This is a genomic window from Flavobacterium sp. (assembly GCF_040402895.1).
Lineage (GTDB): Bacteria > Bacteroidota > Bacteroidia > Flavobacteriales > Flavobacteriaceae > Flavobacterium.
The window spans coordinates 148515-172299 of sequence record NZ_JBBALR010000002.1; the positions used below are offsets into that span (position 1 = coordinate 148515).

Consider the following 23785-nt stretch of genomic DNA (forward strand, 5'->3'; position numbering starts at 1 on the left):
ATTTAATAAAAATTCATCACAATAAAGACTACATTTGTCGCGTAAAATGTAAAAACAATATGTTGTTAAAAAAATCAATGCTACTACTAACTTTCTTATTTGTTAGTTCATCTGCAATTTCTCAAATTTCGTTAAAAAAAGTAATTATTACTGGTAAAATTATCGATAAAGAAACTACAAAACCTATAGAATTCGCTGTAATTACGATTTCAAAATCAGATACTAAAAAAATTATTACTGGAGGTACTTCCGATGCAAATGGAAATTTCAGTATCGAATTAAACAACGGGGCTTATAATTTAAAATACGAATTTCCTGGATATAAAACGCAAGAAAAACTAAATCAAACTATTGCTTCAGATACCAATTTGGGAAATATCGCCTTAGAATCTGAATCAAATCAAATTGAAACCGTCGTAATCAGAAGTGAAAAAACGTCGGTTGACATCAAATTAGACAAAAAGGTATATAATGTGGGGCAAGATTTAATGGTTAAAGGCGGAACGGTAAGTGATGTTTTAGATAACATACCAAGTGTAGCCGTGGATGTGGAAGGAAATATTAGTTTGCGTGGAAACGAAAGTGTTCGTGTTTTAATTGATGGTAAACCTTCAACAGCTATAAATGTGGCTGATGCTTTAAGAATGCTACCTGCCGATGCTATTGAAAAAGTTGAAGTAATTACCAATCCATCCGCAAGATACGATGCTGAAGGTGGTGGTGGAATTTTGAATATTATTCTTAAAAAAGGAAAAAACAAAGGAATCAACGGAACAGTAATTGCAACTGCTGGAGATCCAAAAAACCAAGGTATTTCTGCAAATATTAATTCAAAATCAGACACTTATAATTTATTTGCAACGTTAGCTTATAATGACAGAAATAATCCTGGAACAACTAAGATTAATCAAGAGAATTTTGGAGCAAACACTTATATTGAAGAGCGCAGAAAAGCCAATAGGTTTAGCGATGGTATCAATGCTAATTTTGGTATGGAATTATTTCTAAACAAAGACAAATCGGCAACTTGGACAAATAGTTTAAATTATAGAAATAATTCAGGAAATAATTTTGAAGATGTTACTTATAAAAATTACACGTTAGACAGAAGCAACTTTTTATTTACGCGTTTCAGAGACAATGAATCTCTTAGCGAAAATGAAGCCATAGAATATACCTCGAGCTTTATTAAGAAATTCAAAAAGGACGGACACAAATTAACTATTGATGCATCATTTTCATTAAATAAAGAAGATGAATTTTCAAATATTTATGGAAGTATTTTAGAAACAAATACTTTTATTTCTGATGAAAAAACCTCAAAAATTGGTAGACAAAACCGAAATTTAATTCAAGCTGATTACGTTTTACCAATAAAAAAAGACATCCAATTTGAAGCTGGATATAGAGGTAGTTATACGAATTCAACTAGTAATTATGCCGTATTGGAACGCATAAATCAAAATGATCCGTATACCAATATCCCTGGATTTACTAATAATTTTGAGTACATTGAAAATGTAAGTGCCATTTATACACAATTAGGAACTAAATTCTTTAAAAAGTTATCGGTTTTAGGAGGTTTGCGACTAGAAAATACCAATTTAGAAATCAATCAGTTATTAACAAACGATTTAAACTCTAGAAATTACAATAACTTTTTTCCAAGTTTATTTTTAACATATGAATTAAATAACGATTCAAACATTTCCTTAAACTATAGTAAAAGAATTACTCGTCCAAGAGATCGATTTATTAATCCATTTTCATCGTACACTAGTAATACCAATTTATTTATTGGAGATCCAAAATTAAACCCTTCTTTTACCGATGCATTTGATATTGGCTATTTAAGAAAATGGGACAAAACTACAATTAGTACCTCAGCGTATTATAATCACACTACTGATGCTTTTCAAACAGTACGAAAAGAAAGTGGATTGTTTGTTAATGGAATTCCAGTAATTATAAACACACCTTTTAATTTAGGTGAAGATAATAGAATTGGTATGGAAGTTACCTTAAATTATACTGTAAAAAAATGGTGGAAATTAAATTCAAACGTAAATTATTTTTACAATGAAACCAAAGGGAATTATCAATTTATTAATTCTAATAATACTTTAGTCAATCAAAATTTTAATTACAAATCTAGTACTTGGACCGCTCGATTAACGTCTAAAATAAATTTACCATACAAAATTGATTGGCAAACTAATGGAACGTATAATGCAGGACAAAAAACGGCACAAGGTAAAACATTAGGAATTGCGAGTATGAATTTAGCTTTTAGTAAAGATGTGCTAAAAGAAAAAGCTACTATTTCACTTAACGTGAGTGACGTTTTTAATTCCAGAAAAAGAATTCAAGATTTACAATTACCAACTGTAAATTCTTACAGCGAAATGCAATGGAGAGTACGACAAGTTACGGTTTCGTTTACCTACCGATTTAATAAATTGAAAAACGAAAAAGAAATAAAACCAAAAAGCTTAGAACAACAAGAAGGCGGTGGCGGAGAATTCTAACACAAAATAAAAAAATCCCGATTCGTTCGAATCGGGATTTTTTATTAACTTAAGAAAATTACTTTTCTTGTTCAGCTAATTTTTTTGCTTTCTTTTCTTTGTATAATTCTATTAACGATCCGCCAATCCAATATTGAACAAATCCTACAAGAAAAAACATTAACCAAAAACCTATAGTTAAAATGGTTAAGAAAAGTATAAAGCCTAAATACTGGTCAAATTCAAACATGTTTTCCGGAATTTTATTTGTGAATTCTGTTCAAAGATAAATCATAAATTTATTTTTAACAAATAATATCTTTTTTAATGTGATTTTATTTTAATTTTAAAATTGTACACTCAAAGTTTAAATAGAATTTCCTACTAAATTAAAAAAAATAACTTAAGCACTATAAAATTACATATATACAGGAAATGATTCTAGGTTTTAAAATCAATTTTGCTTTTTTGTTTTTAAAATTTATACGAAACTGTTGTTGAAACCATTCTTGGTGCAATAGGTGTAACCGTGTTATCATCGTAAACATAATAACTTGTTACATTACCAATATTCGATAATTTTGCTCTAATCGAAAAAGTATTTTTTGTATATCCAATGGAAGCATCAAATTGCAAAAAACCAGATACTGGAATTGGCTTCCTTGCTAATTCAGCCGGAGTAGATGCATTATTAGGACGCAATCTTCCACCTAGAATTTTTCCAAAATATGAGGATTGAATTCCTATTTCAAACCCTTTAAATTTTAAATTCTCAAACGTATAAAACAAACTTGCATTTGCCGTGTTTTTTGGTGTAAAACGCAACTGAGTGCCTTTATCGAAAATATTACTTTTTGTATATTTTGTTTCGTTAAAACTATAACCCGCCATAGCTCTAAAATTTTTAAAATTACCAGAAATATCTATTTCAATTCCTTTACTGCTATATGAACCCGCTAATTCTTTAATATTTGTATTTATATTTCCATTTGAAAAATCAGTCTGAGCTAAATTTCCAAAATTGATACTATACCCCGTTACATTGGCGTTTAATCGACCTTTAAAGAACTCGTTCTTTACACCAATTTCATATTGATCAATAGTTGAATGAGGTAATGCTTGAAAATTTTTATCGGTTCCTGTATTTAACACAAATGAATCTGCATAACTGGCAAAGATTGAATTGGTTTTTGTAGGTTGAAATACTATTCCCAATTTTGACGAAACAATATTGTCATTCGTTTTAGTTTCAACATTACTACTCGTTGTAAAAGTAGTTGTATTGGTATTGCTTTCCAAATAACTGTATCGTAAACCCGTTAAAACTTTTAATTTAGAGGTTAGTTCTATAAAATCTTGTATATAAAATCCAGCGCGTTTTAATGCCGCATCTGCAAAGGTATTCTTATCTAATTGTGGAATAGTTGCAGCGCTGTAAATTGGATTTTTACCAATCACCAGACTTGGATTAAAAATATTGATTTTATCCAAATAATTTATAGTTAAATAATTTAAAGTTCCTGTGTTGGATTTGTCAGCATCTGCGCCCATGAGAATGGAATGTTTAATATTTCCAGTTTTAAAATTTCCTGTTAGATCTATTTCAGCAAAAATGTAGTCTTGTTCTGTATCTGCTTTTTGTACGCCTCTTATCCAGTCTCCATTGGCTTGAACTAAATTATTATTAGGTGATGTTGGAGTTAGATTTCCTGAGTTGGGTCTTGAACTGGATAATAAATTGGTAGTAAAACCTTGATATGATAAGATTCCCTTCAACTGCCAATTTGAATTTATTTTATGATTTAGTGTAGCTGCAATACTTTCTTGTTTACTGTCAAATGTAGCCCAATCAAAATTTAAAAAAGTAGATCTGGGTAACGCTACAACTTTATAATCAATTGTAGTTAAACCAAAATCTGGCGTTCTGCTATCTTTCAAATAATCAGCTTCTACTAATAAAGTGGTTTTTTTAGTCAAATTAAATTGAAAAGAAGGATTTATATAAAATCGTTCACTAGTTACAACATCTCTAAAACTATTTCCTGCTTCATAACTTGTTACTAATCGATAAGCAGCTGTTTGACTTTTATCTAAACTCCCATAAATATCAATAATTGGTTTATAAAAATCAAATTCTGACGCTCTAAAACTTATTTCGCCACCTGTTTGAAATTTAGGCTTTTTAGTTTCTAAATTCAAAATTCCACCTGGAGCTACATTTCCGTATAATAAAGCCGAACTACCTTTTAATATTTCAATACTTTCCAAAGAAGCCGTTTCTGGAATTAGTGAGCCATTAAAACGAATGCCGTTTTTAAACGTGTTTCCACCACTAAAAGTAAATCCTCTTGAACCATATTCTTCCTGATTATTTCCAGAAGTATTACTGGCACCAGACACATATACGCCATTTGTATTTTTTAGCGCATCCGAAATTCGTAAAATTTGTTGTTGCTCTAGTATTGCTCTATCTATTATTGCTACTGCTTGTGGCAAATCCAATGCTTTAATTGGTAACTTTCCGGCGGTTACAGAACCCTTTTGTATTTTTTTGACAATTACTACTTCTTCAATCGCTTTGCCTTTTTTCTTAATGGTATCATTCTCTAAATCGAAGGCAAAATCATTAGAAAAACTATTTTCAACTTGTCCAAATACGAATTGAACTCCAACAAACATTGCAAAAACTAAAATAAATTTCTTCATTTTTTATTTAGAATAAATTAAAATAACACTGCAAATGTATAACGCAAAACTATAAAAAACAAGTTTATTTAGAATAAATAAAAATAATAATTCTAAGTTATTGATTATCAAAAAGAAAAAGTTTTGAAAGTAATATTTTAAAACTTTAAACTAAAATTGTAACTTTGTAATCCAAAATAAGAAGAGATGTTAGACAGATTACAATACGTAAAACAACGTTTCGACGAAATATCAGATTTGATTATTCAACCTGATGTAATTGCCGATCAAAAACGTTATGTACAATTAAACCAAGAATATAAAAGTTTAAATGCGTTAGTTCAAAAACGTGAAGAATATATAACTCTGGATGCTAACGTAAAAGAAGCACAAGAAATAATTGCAGATGGTTCAGATGCCGAAATGGTTGAAATGGCAAAAATGCAATTAGAAGAAGCCAAAGAACGTTTGCCTTTATTAGAAGAAGAAATCAAATTTATGTTGATTCCTAAAGACCCCGAGGATGCAAAAAATGTAATGGTGGAAATTCGTGCCGGTACGGGTGGTGATGAAGCCTCTATTTTTGCTGGTGATTTATACCGTATGTACACCAAATATTGCGAAGGTCGTGGTTGGAAATGTTCAGTAGTGGATATGAGCGATGGAACGTCTGGTGGATTTAAAGAGGTAATTTTTGAAGTAACTGGGGAAGATGTTTATGGTGCATTAAAGTATGAAGCTGGTGTACACCGTGTGCAACGTGTTCCGCAAACAGAAACTCAAGGTCGTGTACACACTTCAGCAGCTACTGTAATGGTTTTACCAGAAGCAGAAGAATTTGATGTGCAAATTGACATGAATGATGTTCGTGTAGATTTCTTCTGTTCTTCAGGACCTGGAGGACAATCTGTAAACACTACTAAATCGGCAGTACGTTTGACGCATATTCCTTCAGGATTAGTTGCACAATGTCAGGATCAAAAATCGCAACATAAAAATAAAGATAAAGCATTAACTGTTTTACGTTCTCGTTTATACGAACAAGAATTAGCAAAAAAACAAGAGGAAGATGCCAAAACACGTACTTCTCAAGTTAGTTCAGGTGACCGTTCTGCTAAAATTAGAACTTACAATTACCCGCAAGGACGTGTAACTGACCATAGAATTGGTGTTGACGTTTTTGATATGGACGGCGTAATGTCTGGTAAAATTCATAAATTTATTGACGAATTACAATTAGTTGCCAATACTGAAAAATTAAAAGAATCGGAAGTATATTAAGAATTTGCGATTTCTAAATTTTATAAAAACACTTTTTCTAGTTATTACAAATTAAATTTACTCATATGAAAAATAAAATTCTATTTGCGTTTACATTCTTTTGTTTAAATTTTGTTAATGCTCAAAGCTACTTTGGTTATTTAAACGATAATTATGCGGGTGTACATTCAGTACTTAACAATCCAGCAAATATTGTAGATAGTAGGTATCGAGCAGACATCAACTTATTTTCATTTAGCGCTTTAGCTACAAACGATTATTATGGCGTTAAGTTTTTCGACTTAGTAAAAAGTAATTATAATTTCGAAAGAGATGCAAAACAACATCCAACTAATTCTAATAATTTTTTAACAAATTTTGATGTTCTTGGACCTTCATTTATGTTCAATTTAAATAAAAAAAGTTCAATAGCATTATTTACTAGAGTTCGAGGAATTTCACATTTAAGCAATATTAATGGTAATACATTAAATGATGTTCAAGATGGAAATAACGCTAGTTACCAAGTAAACAATCAAAATTTTAGTATTGCCTCAAATTCTTGGGGAGAAGTTGGCGTATCTTATGCCCGAATTATAATGGATAAAGGCCAACATTTCTTAAAAGGTGGTTTTTCTGCAAAATATTTAGTAGGTGTTTATTCGGGTTATGCAAAAGCAAACAATATTAATATGGCGTATAATTACACAGGCAATCCAAATACGAGTACCTATACATCTTCCGGAAGTTTAGAAGTGGGAAATTTGAATTCCCTTGACAATTTTGATAATCCTACAGATAATATAGGAACCGGTTTTGGTGCTGATTTAGGATTTACTTATGAATATCGTCCAAATCATCAAAAATATAACAACAGTGATAAAGATGGCGAAACAAGCTATTTCAAAGATCAAAACAAATACAAATTTAAATTGGGTTTCTCAATTACCGATATTGGTGCTATTAATTATAATGATGCAACTGTAAGTTTTTATGACGTAAACACAACATACACTGACGCAGAATACAATGCCAATTCAAATTTTAATAGTTTATATACTACGATAAATCAAATAAAATCAGTGAAATTTAAATTACCAACTGCGTTTCATTTAAATGCAGATTGGAAAATGAACAAAAGATTTTATTTGAACCTAAATACTGATTTTAGTGCTGTTGCCGCTAAAGTTAAAAACTCATCATATATTAATAACAACGTAAGCTTAACACCTCGGTATGAAGTAAAATGGTTGAGTGTATATGCACCTATTAGTTATTTAGAATATTCTGGTTTACAAGCTGGTTTTGGATTTAGAGTAGGTCCATTATTTGTAGGCTCTGGTTCTGTTGTAAGCGCATTGCTTTCTGAAACAAGAGCAATTGATGGCTATTTGGGATTAAAAATTCCTATTTATCAAAAAAAAATTAAAGATATTGATTTTGATAAAATAAAAAACTAACCAACTTATTTTACATTTTGCAGGACTAATTTTAATCAAACGATTTTACATTTTACAATTTATATTTTATCAAAACTCTGAATATTTTTTCAGAGTTTTTTTTATAAACTTTTATTAAGTAATAGTTTTTTACAATAGAAATTTCTACTTTTATCACATATATTGATATCATGACCATTACCCAATTATACTACGTTTTAGCTGTTGCTGAAAACAAAAATTTTACATTAGCTGCCGAAAAATGTTTTGTTACGCAACCTACATTAAGTATGCAAATTCAAAAATTAGAAGAAGAATTAGACATCCAAATTTTTGATAGAACAAAAAAACCAATCGGTTTAACAGAAGTAGGAAGCAAAATTGTAACGCAAGCAAAAAACATAGTTAACGAAGCTAATAGAATTAAAGACATCGTAGACCAACAAAAAGGATATATTGGTGGCGATTTTCGTATTGGTATGATACCTACGGTTATGCCTACATTACTTCCTATGTTTTTAAATACATTCATTAAAAAGTATCCAAAAGTCAACTTAATTGTAGAAGAGTTAAACACTGCAGATATAATTTTAAAACTTAAAAATGGTCATTTAGATTGTGCTATTGCCGCTACGCCTTTAAATGAAGAAAAACTTAAGGAAATTGTGCTATATTACGAACCTTTTGTAGCCTATATACCAGAAAATAGTATCAATAAAGTAAAAAAAGAAATTGAAGTTGCTGATTTAGATGTGGAAAAAATATTGCTTTTACAAGACGGACATTGCTTTAGAAATAGTGTTTTAAATTTATGTAAAACGAATAATTTTATAGGTGAAAATCATTTTCAATTGGAAAGTGGCAGTTTTGAAACCTTAATTAAATTATCTGATGAAGGTTTGGGTACTACCCTACTTCCCTATTTACACACGTTAGATTTAAACGAGAAAAACAAAACTAAAATTAAGCAATTTGCTAACCCAAAACCATCCAGAGAAGTGAGTTTAATTTTCTCTAAAAACGAATTAAAAATTCATATAATCGATGCGTTAAAAACAACCATTCAAGGTGTAGTTAGAGGTGCGATTGCGTTTAGTGATGTGGAAATTATTAGTCCTAAGTAATTTACGATTTACCATTTACGATTTACCATTTACGATTTAAAATATGAAATTTAAATCACATTTACATCACCTTTACCTTCTCTTATAATAATTGGTTCGTGACCGGTTAAATCGATGATGGTTGATGCTACGTTTTCTCCGTAACCGCCATCAATAACTAAATCGACTTGGTTTTGCCATTTTTCGAAAATTAATTCCGGATCGGTGGAATATTCAATTACCTCATCTTCATCATGAATAGATGTCGAAACAATTGGATTGCCTAACATTTCTACAATTTGAATGGCAATATTATTATCTGGCACTCGAATTCCAACTGTTTTTTTCTTACGAAAGTCTTTTGGTAAGTCGTTATTTCCAGGTAAAATAAACGTGTAGGCACCAGGTAACGCTCGTTTTAAAATTTTAAAAGTAGATGTGTCAATTTGCTTAACATAATCGGAAATATTACTTAAACTACTACAGACAAAAGAAAAATTCGCTTTTTCTAACTTCACACCTTTAATTTTCGCTAATTTTTCCAACGCACGAGAATTGGTAATGTCACAACCTAAACCATAAACGGTATCGGTGGGGTAAATGACCAATCCACCATTTTTTAAAACTTCCACTACTTTTTTAATAGCCGTTTCACTTGGTTTGTCTTCGTATATTTTTATGAATTCCGCCATTATTTTTTGCTTTATGCTGAAAGCTTATTGCTTTAAGCGTTACCCAATCACATTTAACTTTGCAAATCGCAACAACAACTTCTTCAAGCCACCAACATCGAAACGTATTTCCGCTTTTTTGTCTGCTCCTACACCTTCTAAACCTACAATTTCACCTTTTCCAAAACGTTCGTGCATCACTATATTTCCAACAGCTAAGTTTGCATCTGTAACATTGTTTTTCGATGGACTAACACCGCTATTCAAAGGTTTTAATCTTCTAATATTAGTAGACGAAACAGGTTCGTTTTTGGAAATATATTCTGGTGGCGTTCCTGCAGTTGGTTTCGCTAATCGCAATTTAGATTTATCCACATCTCCAAATATGTCAATATCCATAGTTGGTTTGTATCGATAACCCGAATCTATCGGATTCATATATTCCAAATATTCATCATTAATTTCTTCAATAAAACGTGATGGTTCACTATCTACCAATTTTCCCCATCGGTAACGCGATTGCGCATATGTTAAATACGCTTGATGTTCGGCACGAGTTAAGGCTACATAAAACAATCTTCTTTCTTCTTCCAACTCGCTTCGTGTATTCATACTCATCGCACTTGGAAACAAATCTTCTTCCATTCCTACCACAAAAACGTGTGGAAATTCTAATCCTTTCGCTAAGTGAATGGTCATTAATGCCACTCTATCATCATCGCCTGTGTCTTTATCTAAATCTGTCGCCAATGCCACATCTTCCATAAATTCTGCTAAAGCACCACGCGCGCCATCAATTTCTTTTTGACCTTCGGTAAAATCTTTAATACCGTTTAATAATTCTTCTATATTTTCGATTCTAGCAATTCCTTCTGGTGTGCCGTCTTTTTTTAATTCTTGCACTAAACCTGTTTTCTTCGTTACGTGATCTGTTAACGTGAAGGCATCTTGTTGTTCATTGATGACTTGAAAACTTTTTATCATCGTCACAAAATCTTGCAACTTGGTTTTTGTACCAGAGTTTAATTTTAAATCGATTTTATCAATATGCTCCATCACTTCAAAAATGGAACGCTTATAATGATTGGCCGCTACCGTAAGTTTTTCTAAAGTTGTATCGCCAATTCCTCTTGCTGGATAATTTATTACTCGAACTAACGCTTCTTCGTCTTTCGGATTGATTACCAATCGCAAATAAGATAATACATCTTTAATTTCTTTACGTTGATAAAACGATAATCCGCCATAAATTCGGTACGGAATATCTCTTTTTCGCAACGCATCTTCCATAGCACGAGATTGCGCGTTGGTACGATACAAAATTGCAAAATGCGAATTCGGCAATTGGTTTTGCATTTTTTGTTCGAAAATAGTTGCGGCTACAAAACGACCTTCTTCTCCATCTGTAACACTTCGATGGACTTTAATTTTAGGTCCGTCATCATTGGCTGTCCAAACAATCTTTTCCAGCTTGGTTTTATTCTTATCGATAACATTATTTGCCGCTTCTACAATGTTTTTAGAGGAACGATAATTTTGTTCCAATCGGAACATCTTTACACCTTCATAATCTTTTTGAAAGTTTAAAATATTATTGATATTCGCACCACGAAACGCATAAATACTTTGTGCATCATCTCCCACCACACAAATGTTCTGGAATCTATCTGAAAGTGCTTTTACAATTAGGTATTGTGAATGGTTAGTATCTTGGTACTCATCAACTAAAATATATCTAAATCTATCTTGGTATTTCGCTAAAACATCTGGAAAACGATTTAATAACTCGTTGGTTTTCAATAACAAATCGTCAAAATCCATCGCACCCGACTTGAAACAACGTTCTACATAATTATTGTAAATTTCACCCATACGAGGTTTTTTACTCATCGCATCGGCTTCTTGTAATTCGGGATTATTAAAATAGGCACGAACCGTAATTAGTGAGTTTTTATATTGTGAAATTCTACCTAAAATTTGTTTGGGTTTATAGACCTCTTTATCCAATTGCATTTCCTTAATAATGCCACCTAAACAACGTAAAGAATCTTGAGAATCATAAATAGTAAAATTGGAAGGATAACCTAATTTTTCCGCTTCGCTTCGTAAAATTTTTGCAAAAACAGAGTGAAATGTACCCATCCAAAGGTTTTTGGCTTCATTATTTCCCACAATTTCAGCAATACGTTTTTTCATTTCACGAGCTGCTTTATTCGTAAAAGTTAAGGCTAAAATATTAAATGCATCAACACCTTGATACATCAAGTTAGCAATTCGAACGGTAAGCACACGTGTTTTGCCTGAACCAGCACCCGCAATAACAATCATAGCACCATCTTTTTGCAAAACTGGCGCACGTTGTGCCTCATTTAATTGATTTATGTATTGTTGTATGGCCAAAATAGGATAATTAGGAAAGCAAAAATACAGATTTTGAAGGGATTTTATCTTTTTTTAATTGTCTTTTAACTGTAAATTATCAACAATTTTTTTTTCTTCTGAAGTTAATAACAAACCGGAATTGGTTTCCCAATATTCAGTAATAATGGCGTTTTTCTTATTAATTAAAGATTTTTCTTTGAAAACATCTTCTTTTTCATAAGGCACAAATTTTCTACTATGTTGTGTGGTAATTAAATAATTGACTATTTCCACCTTATTTTCGACCTCTTTTTTATCTTTTACCATCAACCCTATTTCTTCTTTTGTACTGGCTAAAAAATAATCGTCACCATCTAAAATATATAAGGCTTTAAAAGTGGAATTGAATATTTTTCCTTTTACGACTTTCAAGTTAGAAACATCTGAATAATCAAATCGATTGGGTTCTACAAAATATTCTAATTCTAAGATAATATTCTTTTTATTATCATATATTACAGTTACGGTTGGTAAAAACTCTTCAATTTCTGGTTTTGGAACAATTACCATTTGATAAAAATCTGCTTTTCCTTTCACCGTTTTTATTTCAAAATCAAATTTTTTTTTCGCTTTTGATTCGGCTAAATTGGTAATATATTTAAAATCATAATAATTCTGAATGATGTCATACATATTATAACTTAATGTCTTTTTTTCAATTTTTTCGTTGTTTATTAAATTATACGTTCTGTTTTGTTCTACTAAAATATCAGCGGCAAATTTGTTGGGTTTATCCTTCAAACAAAAATTCACCAAACCATCAGAATAAGATGTATATTCGTTATTGTATTTAAAAAATTCCCTGGAATATATTTTTAAATTAATGGGAGCTGTTAATTTATTCATTGATTTGATAATCAATGTTTTGAGTATGCTAAAAGATTGACGATTAGTAATCACAATATCTTCAATATCTTGAGAAATGTTATCTAAAAAAATCACCGTTTCTGCATCTTTCAAAGTAGCCGAATTAATATTTAATTCTTTATATTCGGTATGCTTAATGTTAATTCTAGAAGGTTTATTTAAATTAAATTTCACCACTCCCTCTTTATTGCTTTGAAAATTTTCATCTGTTCTTAAAATTGCAACAGCAACATTTTCAATTAAAGCGCCAGACACTTTATCTTTAAATACTAATATCACCTCTTTTGTCTGAGAAAACGACAAAAAAGAAAAAAGAATCAAACCGAAAAAAACCAAATTCTTCATACTAACACGCTGACATACTAACAAATATAAGAAATTATAAATGGATTTATTTTATTTAAAAAAATATTTTAGATTTGTAAAAAAACTAGCGATGAACATAGAAGTAAAGTTATTAGAAATTGCCACATATACATTACCTGCAATTATTACTGGCGGGGTAGCGTTTGGTTTGTTACATAAATTTTTCAAAAACGAAGAAAACAAACGAAAATTCGAATTACTTAGAGAAAATCAGCGCTTAGGGTTACCCATTAGATTACAAGCTTATGAGCGTATCGTATTATTTTTAGAACGCATCAATCCAATTAACTTAATGATGCGTGTAGAACCGAATAGTTTAGATCCTCAAAGTTACGCAACACTTCTAGTACATACTATTCAAACTGAATACGAACACAATATTGCGCAACAAATATATTTTACTACAGAAAGTTGGGAAATTATTTTAAAAGCCAAAAACAGTATTATTACTCAAATTAGAAGATTTTCTATTGAAGGTGAAGTAAAAACTGGGGAAGAATTACGTACAAAACTACTTCAAGAACTCACACAAACAGAAAGCGCAAGCGCCGTAGCAATAAGTTTTATCAAGGAAGAATTGAAAAGGGTTTTTTAATATTTTTACTCTTTCAAAAATTTTAAATACAGAGTTGCTGTTTTTTCATCTGCAGTTTTAACTAAATTTTCTACTTGATTTCTAAAATCAGGCTGTTTTAACAAGGTTCGAATTTTCTCTCTTGCGAATTTTGTAAATTGCCATTTATGATGCGTGGTTGCTTGAAACAAAGCTTGAATTACATTAGAATTATTTGGATATATTTCCAATAAAACTTCCAAAGCATTTTCTCTAAGACTACTTTCATTATTATTTGAAGCATAATTTAATAATTCATCAAAATACATTTTTTTATTGTCATTATATTTATCAGTATTTAACGCAAGTTTTAACCAAATTACTCGTAAACTTTTATCGTTATTGCCAGATATGTTTTTTAGTTTTTCTAAATATTCAAATGACTGATTTGGAAAATTATTGCACAAATTTATCAAAGCAATTTCTTTTGTTTTATATGAATCATCGTCTAAAAAAGTTTCATATTGCGATTGAAATTCATCTGGTATTTCAGTCATCGTTTCGGCAATGGCTTGACGAACATATACGTTTTGTTTCATACCAATATCAATCAATTCTTTTTTATCATTAAAAGTAGAATTACCTAATTTGTAGAAAATATATTGTTTTATAGGAAAATAGGTATCCGATTGTAAAATTGCTTTATAGTTTTCAATGTCATTTTTCTCTTTTGTTAGTTGAATATATGTCGCAACCGATTTGTTTTTCAAAAGATATCTTTCTGCTAAAACCATATCAAAACCAGCAGTTTCCAACCATTTGCTTTTAAAACTTTCAGTATCAAATTTTTTTGAAACTTTTTTTATTTCAGCCAAAAATTCATCGGTAATTACATTTCTATACTGGTATTTTTTTAAATACTTTTTTACTGCCTTTTGAAACTTTTTCGCACCGATATCTTCACGTAACGTATGCAACGCCCAGGCTCCTTTTTTATAAAATGATAGGGAACTCGCTTTTTCATTCATCACAGGAATTGTGTCGGTTTTGGCTGCGCTTTTCAATTGCAGAGCATAATCGTATAACTCGTTATAAAAATAATCATCACCAAAAATTTCCTTTTCTGCCAAAAGAGCATAATATGTAGCGAAACCTTCTTGTAGCCAATGATGTTTTCCTGATTGGGCTGTTATTAAATCGCCAAACCATTGATGAGCCAATTCATGTGCATTTACATTGATATAATTTTTATCATTAAAACCGATCGAATCCACTACAAAATCTTGGGCAAAAATAGTAGAAGTCGTGTTTTCCATACCAGCATATAAAAAATCTCTAACTGGTACTTGACGATAAATTTTCCATGGGTATTTCATGCCAATTTCTTGTTCTAAATAATCAAAAATTTGTTTAGAATAACGATACGTGGGCTCGAATTTTGAATAATCATTTTTATCTATGTAGAATTCTAAAGGGGTTCCTGATTTGCTTTTGGCTTCTTCCTTAACAAAATTTCCAAACGCCAGCATTACTAAATAAGACGACATTGGTTTTTGCATTTGATAATTTCTTGTAATATCGTTTACGCCTCTACTCCAGCTTATAGTGCTTTTCTCAAAATTCAATTTACCATTAGATAACGCAATAGGTTCATATTCAAATTTATCCATATCAACATAATAGTTAATAGTTATCCCAAAAATTACTTTCTCATTAACATCGTCAAAACTCGGCAACCAATGACTGGTATATTTTCCTTGACCTTGCGTCCAAATTTGCCTAGTATCATCTTGTCCTATGAAATAAAGCGTTTGTTTCGGTATTGCATGATATAGAAACGTTAGTTTGTTTTTACCCTTAGAAAACCCTTCAAATAAATCCAATGTTTTTCCTAAATTTTTGAAGTTCACCAATTTATCATTAATCATAACTTCTGAAAACTCCATGTTTTTAGCATCGATTTTAATAGTATCTATAATTTGTTTTACTTTAAATTCGTAAGTTACACTTCCAGAAATTGATTTTTCATTAAAATTTGGATACAACGAAGCATTACACGTCAAAAAATCAACATATTTCGTTTGTTGCGAAAAGTTTAGAATGGAAAAAAGTAGAAATATATAGCGCATTTATTATTTTATTTACAACATTGATACTAATTAACGAAACACATAAATTGTCTACTAAGATTTTATTTTGTATAGTTTTAGTATAGGTTATGATTTTATTTTGTGCTAAATTAAATACTATTTTTGAAAAAAAATATTATGCGTTACCTACTTTCAATATTATTATTGTTATCACAAGTTAGTTTATTTTCTCAAGCACAAATTTCCCAAGACAATTTTGAAGGAAATAGTACAATAACTTCATGGTTTGGCGATGACTGTTTGATAGATACAAATTTCACTAATCCTTTTCCTACAGGAACAAATTTATCATCAAAAGTCCTTAAATATTCAGACATTGGTGGACAATATGCAAACGTTCGTTTTGATGCTGGGTTTAATTTTAATCTAGTAACAAGTAGTGAATTTTCATTAAAAATATATGTGCCTTCATCCGGTATTACAGGAAATCAAAACAATCAAGTTTCATTAAAACTTCAAAATGGAACTTCAGCTACACCTTGGTCTACACAATGTGAAATTATTAAACCTATCGTTTTGAATCAATGGCAAACCATTACTTTTAATTTTGGTACAGATGCATTTATTAATTTGGATCCAAATTCACAAAACCCATTAAATAGATGGGATTTTAATCGTGTACTAATCCAAATAAATGGTGAAAACAACAACTCAAACGTAATGGCTTATATTGATGATTTTTTATATTCTGGAGCCATTTCAACTTGTACTAATTTAGTTTGGAGTGATGAATTTTCAACTAATGGTGTTGTAAATAATTTAAATTGGTTTCATCAAACACAATTACCTAACGGAACAAGCTGGTATAATGGCGAATTACAGCATTATACCAACAGTCAGACCAATTCTTATTGCTCAAACGGAATTTTATCAATTACAGCCAAAAAACAAACCCTAACACAACAAAATCAAACCAAACAATATACCTCAGCCAGATTAAACTCTAAATTTGCATTTAAATATGGACGAGTTGAAGTTCGTGCCAAATTACCAACAGGTGCTGGAACTTGGCCTGCAATATGGATGTTAGGCAAAAACATTATTGAACCCGGCGGATATTGGACGGCTAGTCACGGAACTACTAATTGGCCTGCCTGCGGTGAAATAGATATTATGGAACACTGGGGAACCAATCAAAACATAATTTCAAGTGCGGTTCATCATCCTATAAATGGGAATTTAAGCATTGGCGAATACACTACTAATTCGCAATACAAAGCAGGGGTTTCAAATAATTTTCATATCTATGCCATGGAATGGAATGCACAAAGTATTACTTTTAGTGTAGATGGTGTAAATCACTTAATTTATAATCCAACAATAAAAAACCAATATACCTGGCCTTTTGATGCGGAACAGTATATTTTATTAAATGTTGCTATAGAACCTAGTGTTTCTTCTAGTTTTGTTCAATCTACAATGGAAGTAGATTATGTTAGAGTGTATCAAGAAGCTGCATTAGCAACCACTAATTTTCAAAATTCTGAAAGAATTAAATTATTTCCAAATCCAGTTTCGGATAAATTAACCATTTTAAACCTAGAGAACACAAATCCAACAGCTGAAATATATTCAATATTAGGGCAAAAACTACATTCTTGTATTTTATTGACGAATGAAACGAATATTGATGTTTCTAATTATCAAAACGGAATTTATTTAGTTAAACTAATTTCTGAAAGTGACAATAATACCTATAAATTTATAAAGAAATAATAATTTCAAAATTTAGAATTTATACCTATCTTCGCTTTTCATGTGTATTTAAACGCAGATTAGAAAAATTTTAAAAATTCATTTAATTTCTTTTATCTGTGTTCAAAATTCAATTTGAATTACAAAAATAGAATTAGACTTTGAATCTACTTGAAACTCCCATTGAATATTTAAAAGGCGTTGGGCCACAACGTGGCGACTTACTTCGCAAAGAAATGAATATTCATAAATATGGCGATTTAATCCATTTATACCCCAATCGATATATCGATAGAACGCGGTATTTTAAAATCAACCAACTAATAAACAGCAATTTAGAAGTTCAAATTGTAGGAAAAGTGGTTCATATTAAAACCATCGACCAAGGAAAAGGAAAATCAAGATTAGTCGCTACTTTTCTAGATGACACAGGACAAATGGAATTGGTTTGGTTTCAAGGACAAAAATGGGTAAAAGAAAGTTTAAAACTCAATACGGTTTATGTTATTTTTGGAAAAGTCACGCAATTTGGTTCCGTTTTCAATATGGCCCATCCAGAAATGGAATTGTTGGAAGAGCACAAAACCACATTACGAAGTGTAATGCAACCTGTGTATCCAAGTACTGAAAAGCTTAACAACAAAGGAGTTACCAATAAAGTAATCAATAAAATGATGATGCAATTGTTTTCAGAAACGCATCAGTTATTTTCAGAAACATTATCCGATTCTATTATAGAAGAATTAAAACTAATTTCAAAAAAAGAAGCGTTACTAAATATACATTTCCCAAAAAATCATGAACTATTAGCCAAAGCACAATTTCGATTAAAATTTGAAGAATTGTTTTTTATTCAACTGCAATTAATCACTAAAAATTTAATTCGAAAACATAAAATAAAAGGGTTTCCATTTGAAATTATTGGTGAAAATTTTAATAATTTTTACAACAATCATTTACCTTTTGAATTAACTAATGCTCAAAAAAGAGTATTAAAAGAAATACGAAACGATTTAGGGAGTCATGCACAAATGAATCGTTTACTTCAAGGTGATGTAGGTTCCGGAAAAACCATAGTTGCTTTAATGTGTATGCTTATTGCAAAAGATAACGGCTTTCAAAGCTGTTTAATGGCGCCGACAGAAATTCTGGCAAATCAGCATTTTAATGGCCTTACCGAATTAGCTAAAGATTTAAATATTAACATCAGAATATTAACCGGTTCTACGAAAATTGCACAACGAAGAATTATTCATGAAGAATTAGAAAACGGTACGTTAGACATAATTATCGGTACACATGCTTTATTGGAAGATAAGGTCCAATTTAAAAACTTAGGTTTAGCTGTAATCGATGAACAACATCGTTTTGGTGTAGAACAACGAAGTAAACTTTGGAGGAAATCGGAAATCCCACCTCATGTTTTAGTCATGACCGCTACTCCAATTCCACGCACTTTAGCGATGAGTTTATATGGGGATTTAGATATTTCAATAATAGACGAACTACCTCCAGGTCGAAAACCAATTCAAACCGTTCATCGATTTGATAGTAAGCGATTGGTAGTATGGAAATTTTTAAAAGATGAAATTGCCAAAGGCCGACAAATTTATATTGTATATCCGTTAATTCAAGAATCAGAAAAAATGGATTACAAAGATTTGATGGATGGTTATGAAAGTATTTCTCGTGATTTTCCTTTGCCACACTATTCCATTTCTATTTTGCATGGTAAAATGAAACCAGCAGACAAAGAGGAAGAAATGAAACGCTTTGCGGAAGGAAAAACCAACATTATGGTGGCTACAACAGTAATTGAGGTAGGTGTAAACGTTCCAAATGCTTCCGTAATGGTGATTGAAAGTGCCGAGCGTTTTGGCTTGTCACAATTACATCAGTTACGAGGACGCGTTGGTCGTGGTGCCGAACAAAGTTATTGTATTTTAATGACCGATTACAAATTATCCGAAGACAGCAAAACCCGAATGGAAACCATGGTACGAACCAATGACGGATTTGAAATTGCAGAAGTCGATTTAAAACTTCGAGGCCCAGGTGATATTATGGGAAAACAACAAAGTGGCATATTAAACCTTCAAATTGCAGATTTGGTAAAAGACCGAGACATTTTACAGGTAGCAAGACATATTGCGGTAAAACTACTTAAAGAAGATCCAAGTATGAATTTACCTGAACATGCTAAATTAAAAGCAGTATTTATGGAAATCAGCAAAAAGAAAAGTATTTGGAATTACATTTCGTAATGGAAAAAAGAATATAGAGTATAGAAAATAGAATATAGATTTAATAAATTTATTAGAGAAAAACATTTTTACATAAAATCATGGTACAATATAACCCAAAAGACTGGATTACTTTTATTTTTCGATTTCATAAATCGGATACCTTTCGTCAATTAATTCCAATGATGATTTTAATTGGTGTTTATTCTGGCGCCATCTGTTATTTTGAAATACATTATTTCAAATTAAAAGAAAATAGTCATGTTAAAAACATTTCCATATTGCATACAACTGTCGGATTTGTGCTGTCATTACTTCTGGCTTACAGAACCAATACCGCTTATGATAGATGGTGGGAAGGAAGAAAATTATGGGGAAGTTTGGTTAATAATTCAAGAAATTTAGCCATTAAATTAGCCTCCATTTTGGATAATGAAGCTGATAAAATTTATTTCAAAAAAGTAATTCCAGGTTACGCATCTATCTTAGCAAAACATTTAAGTAATGAAGAAGTAGGAATGGTTTTATTTGAAGGTTTAGATTTAGAAATTGATCTAACCAAACACAAACCCAACCAAGTAGCAAAGATGATTTTTAGTAAAATAAATTTACTATACAATTCAAATAAAATAACTGGAAATCAATTAATTATATTAAATTCAGAAATACAATCGTTTACAGATGTTTGTGGCGCTTGTGAACGAATTAAAAACACACCAATACCTTATTCTTATAGCGCATTTATAAAAAAATTTATTTTCTTTTATGTGATGACACTGCCTTTTGGATACGTATTCAGTTTAGGATATTATGTTATTCCAGTCGTGGTTTTTATTTTTTATGTGTTGGCAAGTTTGGAATTAATTGCCGAAGAAATTGAAGATCCTTTTGGCGGAGATGAAAACGATTTACCTACTGCAAAAATAGCAAGTAACATTAAAAAAGATGTGGAAGAAATTTTATAACCTGTTGACTAAAAACAAAAATTCCCGTCTCGATAAAATCGAGACGGGAATTTTTTAAATATAAAATAAATATTATTTTCTAGCCATCACTTTTAATGATTTTTCAATAATAGCTGTGCTATTTAATCCGTATTTTTCCATTAATTGTTCTGGCGTTCCACTTTCTCCAAAAGTATCATTAGTAGCTACAAATTCTTGTGGAGTTGGAGTATTTAAACTTAACGTTCTGGCAACACTTTCTCCTAAACCACCTAAAATATTGTGCTCTTCAGCAGTAACTACACAACCCGTTTTAGCAACCGATTTTAAAATAGCTTCTTCATCTAAAGGTTTAATGGTGTGGATATTAATCACTTCAGCAGAAATGCCTTGTTTTTCTAATTCTTCAGCTGCTAATAGTGCTTCCCAAACCAAATGTCCAGTTGCGATTATCGTTACGTCATTACCTTCGTTTAATAAAATGGCTTTTCCAATTACAAAAGGTTCATCTGCAGGCATAAAATTAGGCACTACCGGACGTCCAAAACGTAAATAAGCAGGTCCATGATGATCTGCTAAAGCCAAAGTGGCTGCTTTTGTTTGGTTGTAATCGCAGGTGTTAATTACTGTCATTCCAGGTAACATTTTCATTAAACCTATATCTTCTAAAATTTGGTGCGTAGCGCCATCTTCTCCTAAAGTTAAACCCGCGTGAGAAGCACAAATTTTTACATTTTTATCTGAGTAAGCTACAGATTGACGAATTTGGTCATATACTCTTCCAGTAGAAAAGTTTGCAAAAGTTCCAGTAAAAGGAATTTTTCCTCCAATGGTTAAACCTGCGGCAATTCCAATCATATTGGCTTCCGCAATTCCGATTTGGAAAAAACGCTCTGGATGATTTTTCTTGAAATCGTCAAACTTTAACGAACCAATTAAATCGGCACAAAGTGCTACTACATTTTGGTTTTTTTGTCCTAATTCGGTCATTCCTGCTCCAAATCCTGAACGCGTATCTTTACTTCCTGTGTTTTCGTATTTTTTCATATTTTTTAGCTATAAGCACAAAGCATTATTAATAATCTCCTAAAGTAGCAGGATTTTGATTCAAGGCATTTTCTAATTGCTCATTACTTGGAGCTTTTCCATGCCAAGCGTGTGTATGCATCATGAAATCTACACCGTTACCCATTTCTGTATGTAATAACACACAAACTGGTTTTCCTTTTCTTGTACGAGATTTTGCATCTGCCATACCGTTTATTATGGCTTCGATATTATTCCCTTCTTTAATTTCTAAAACATCCCAATCAAATGCTTCAAATTTCGCTTTTACATTACCCATGTTTAATACATCCGTAGTAGAACCATCAATTTGTTGCCCATTTAAATCGACAGTTGCAATTAAGTTGTCTACATTTTTAGCAGACGCATACATAATTGCTTCCCAATTTTGACCTTCTTGTAATTCACCATCACCAGTTAAAACATAGACTAAATTTGTATCTTTGTTAAGTTTTTTTGCTTGAGCAGCTCCAATTGCAACTGATAATCCTTGCCCTAAAGATCCAGAAGCCATTCTTATACCTTCTAAACCTTCATGAGTTGTTGGATGCCCTTGTAAACGCGTATTTAATTTTCGAAAAGTTGCCAATTCCGATACTGAAAAATAACCGCTTCGAGCTAAAACACTGTAAAAAACAGGAGAAATATGTCCGTTTGATAAAAAGAAAATATCTTCATTAGCACCATTCATATCAAAGCCTTCGTTTCTTTTCATAACGTGTTGATACAGGGTTACCAAGAACTCTGCACAGCCTAAAGAACCACCTGGATGACCTGAATTAACTGCATGAACCATTCTAAGAATATCTCTTCGAACTTGTTGTGTAAATTGTTCTAAATTAGAAATTTGTTGTGTCATTGTAAAAAGTTTTTTGCAAAAATAAATTTAATAATCTGTTTAAACTAATGTGAATTTATTTTTTTATCAATAAGAATTCAACAATTTTGTGAATTACTTTTGAATCGCCCAATATTTTTCTATGTCCTAAAGTATTGGTTATTAATATTTCTTTATCCGTTAGGTGTTCTGCCAAATGATATGCTTCTGAAACCGGTATATCTTTATCATCCGAATCATGAATAACTAAAACTGGAATTTTAACTTCTTTAGCTGCAACATATGCTGAAAAACTTTCCATTTCAAAATGGTACTTTTTTTCAAAATTATTTTTCATCAAAACAGCTACATCATTTGGTAAGCCAATTTTTTCAATAAATGTATTCACAATATTAATGACGCTATTTCCACTGCCGATTACTACAGCTTTTTTTACATGCAATCCTTTTTTTATAGCATTTAAAATAGACATGCCTCCTAATGAATGCCCAACTGCATATTCAAAAGGACCATATGCTTTTTCAACTTCTAAAATAGATTCGATAAATTCGAGCATTAAAGTGGTTTTTGTACCCGATTTTCCGTGTGCAGGAGCATCAAAGCTAATTATAGAATACTCCTTTTCTATAAAGGCATCGGCAATTTTAACCAATTGAGTTCCTCTACCCGACCAACCGTGAACCAAAAGTATTTTTTTACTCGAATTTCCATAAGCGTACACCACAATTTCTTTATTTATAGAAGGCACAAATAATTTAGTTTGTTGCGAAGTAGCTTCCATTTGAAACTCTCTTTTCGGAATTTTATGTTTTATTGGAGTAATAAATAATTTTCGAGCAAATTTTTCTGCTAAAATTGGGGAAATTCGATATAAAAACCGCCCAATTAAAACGATAATTTTAGGAACTTGATTCGTATTTGAAGATTTTTTATTCGGCATGTGTTATTTTTATACAAAAGTAATCAATTATAGTATGG

17 protein-coding genes are annotated in these 23785 nt (G+C 31.0%); 8 read left to right on the forward strand and 9 right to left on the reverse strand.

Features of this window, described 5'->3' with window-relative positions; translation table 11 throughout:
* Positions 1-77: 77 nt before the first annotated feature.
* Entirely contained in the window at positions 78-2528 is a 2451-nt protein-coding gene (locus tag ABWP60_RS02700) for a TonB-dependent receptor (protein WP_353148144.1), read from the forward strand.
* A 58-nt stretch (positions 2529-2586) separates the two neighbouring features.
* Here the strand turns inward: ABWP60_RS02700 and ABWP60_RS02705 are convergent, their stop codons facing one another.
* Both ABWP60_RS02705 and ABWP60_RS02710 read right to left on the reverse strand, forming a co-directional pair.
* Positions 2587-2757, reverse strand: coding sequence for a hypothetical protein (locus ABWP60_RS02705; protein ID WP_353148147.1), 171 nt, complete (start codon positions 2755-2757; stop codon positions 2587-2589).
* 224 nt (positions 2758-2981) lie between these two features.
* Complete coding sequence (locus ABWP60_RS02710; protein ID WP_353148150.1) at positions 2982-5213, reverse strand: TonB-dependent siderophore receptor; 2232 nt, start codon at positions 5211-5213, stop codon at positions 2982-2984.
* A 186-nt stretch (positions 5214-5399) separates the two neighbouring features.
* Between ABWP60_RS02710 and prfA the strand changes: the two genes are divergently transcribed.
* From prfA to ABWP60_RS02725, 3 genes are all read left to right on the forward strand, one after another.
* Complete coding sequence (gene prfA / locus ABWP60_RS02715; protein WP_353148153.1) at positions 5400-6473, forward strand: peptide chain release factor 1; 1074 nt, start codon at positions 5400-5402, stop codon at positions 6471-6473.
* 65 nt (positions 6474-6538) lie between these two features.
* A complete protein-coding gene (locus ABWP60_RS02720; protein ID WP_353148156.1) occupies positions 6539-7912 on the forward strand; it encodes a DUF5723 family protein in 1374 nt (457 codons plus the stop codon).
* Between the two features lie 170 nt (positions 7913-8082).
* On the forward strand, positions 8083-9015 hold the full coding sequence (locus tag ABWP60_RS02725) for a LysR substrate-binding domain-containing protein (RefSeq protein ID WP_353148159.1): 933 nt from the start codon (positions 8083-8085) through the stop codon (positions 9013-9015).
* A gap of 50 nt (positions 9016-9065) precedes the next feature.
* Here the strand turns inward: ABWP60_RS02725 and ABWP60_RS02730 are convergent, their stop codons facing one another.
* The 3 genes from ABWP60_RS02730 to ABWP60_RS02740 are packed head-to-tail and all read right to left on the reverse strand — an operon-like array spanning position 9066 to position 13232.
* Positions 9066-9686: an L-threonylcarbamoyladenylate synthase gene (locus ABWP60_RS02730; protein ID WP_353148162.1), complete on the reverse strand. Its 621-nt coding sequence runs from the start codon at positions 9684-9686 to the stop codon at positions 9066-9068.
* 39 nt (positions 9687-9725) lie between these two features.
* Positions 9726-12059: an ATP-dependent helicase gene (locus ABWP60_RS02735; RefSeq protein ID WP_353148860.1), complete on the reverse strand. Its 2334-nt coding sequence runs from the start codon at positions 12057-12059 to the stop codon at positions 9726-9728.
* Positions 12060-12119: 60 nt separating this feature from the next.
* A complete protein-coding gene (locus ABWP60_RS02740) occupies positions 12120-13232 on the reverse strand; it encodes a hypothetical protein (protein ID WP_353148165.1) in 1113 nt (370 codons plus the stop codon).
* 157 nt (positions 13233-13389) lie between these two features.
* On the opposite strand from ABWP60_RS02740, the gene ABWP60_RS02745 reads away from it, so the two are divergent.
* On the forward strand, positions 13390-13914 hold the full coding sequence (locus ABWP60_RS02745) for a DUF7935 family protein (RefSeq protein ID WP_353148167.1): 525 nt from the start codon (positions 13390-13392) through the stop codon (positions 13912-13914).
* 5 nt (positions 13915-13919) lie between these two features.
* Here the strand turns inward: ABWP60_RS02745 and ABWP60_RS02750 are convergent, their stop codons facing one another.
* Positions 13920-16001, reverse strand: a complete 2082-nt coding sequence (locus tag ABWP60_RS02750) for a M1 family metallopeptidase (protein ID WP_353148170.1) — start codon at positions 15999-16001, stop codon at positions 13920-13922.
* 138 nt (positions 16002-16139) lie between these two features.
* Here ABWP60_RS02750 and ABWP60_RS02755 point away from each other — a divergent pair, with 138 nt between their 5' ends.
* The 3 genes from ABWP60_RS02755 to ABWP60_RS02765 all read left to right on the forward strand — a co-directional run bounded on the left by ABWP60_RS02755 (position 16140) and on the right by ABWP60_RS02765 (position 20925).
* A complete protein-coding gene (locus tag ABWP60_RS02755) occupies positions 16140-17738 on the forward strand; it encodes a family 16 glycosylhydrolase (RefSeq protein WP_353148173.1) in 1599 nt (532 codons plus the stop codon).
* A gap of 140 nt (positions 17739-17878) precedes the next feature.
* Positions 17879-19981 carry an ATP-dependent DNA helicase RecG gene (gene recG, locus ABWP60_RS02760; protein ID WP_353148176.1) on the forward strand — a complete coding sequence of 701 codons (2103 nt, stop codon included), beginning with the start codon at positions 17879-17881 and terminating at the stop codon, positions 19979-19981.
* Between the two features lie 80 nt (positions 19982-20061).
* On the forward strand, positions 20062-20925 hold the full coding sequence (locus ABWP60_RS02765; protein WP_353148179.1) for a bestrophin family protein: 864 nt from the start codon (positions 20062-20064) through the stop codon (positions 20923-20925).
* A 72-nt stretch (positions 20926-20997) separates the two neighbouring features.
* Here the strand turns inward: ABWP60_RS02765 and ABWP60_RS02770 are convergent, their stop codons facing one another.
* From ABWP60_RS02770 to ABWP60_RS02780, 3 genes are read right to left on the reverse strand one after another with little or no spacing between them, the layout of a single operon-like run.
* Positions 20998-21951 carry a transketolase family protein gene (locus ABWP60_RS02770; protein ID WP_353148182.1) on the reverse strand — a complete coding sequence of 318 codons (954 nt, stop codon included), beginning with the start codon at positions 21949-21951 and terminating at the stop codon, positions 20998-21000.
* A gap of 28 nt (positions 21952-21979) precedes the next feature.
* Entirely contained in the window at positions 21980-22828 is an 849-nt protein-coding gene (locus ABWP60_RS02775; RefSeq protein ID WP_353148185.1) for a transketolase, read from the reverse strand.
* Between the two features lie 55 nt (positions 22829-22883).
* Positions 22884-23747, reverse strand: a complete 864-nt coding sequence (locus ABWP60_RS02780; RefSeq protein ID WP_353148188.1) for an alpha/beta fold hydrolase — start codon at positions 23745-23747, stop codon at positions 22884-22886.
* Positions 23748-23785: the final 38 nt, after the last annotated feature.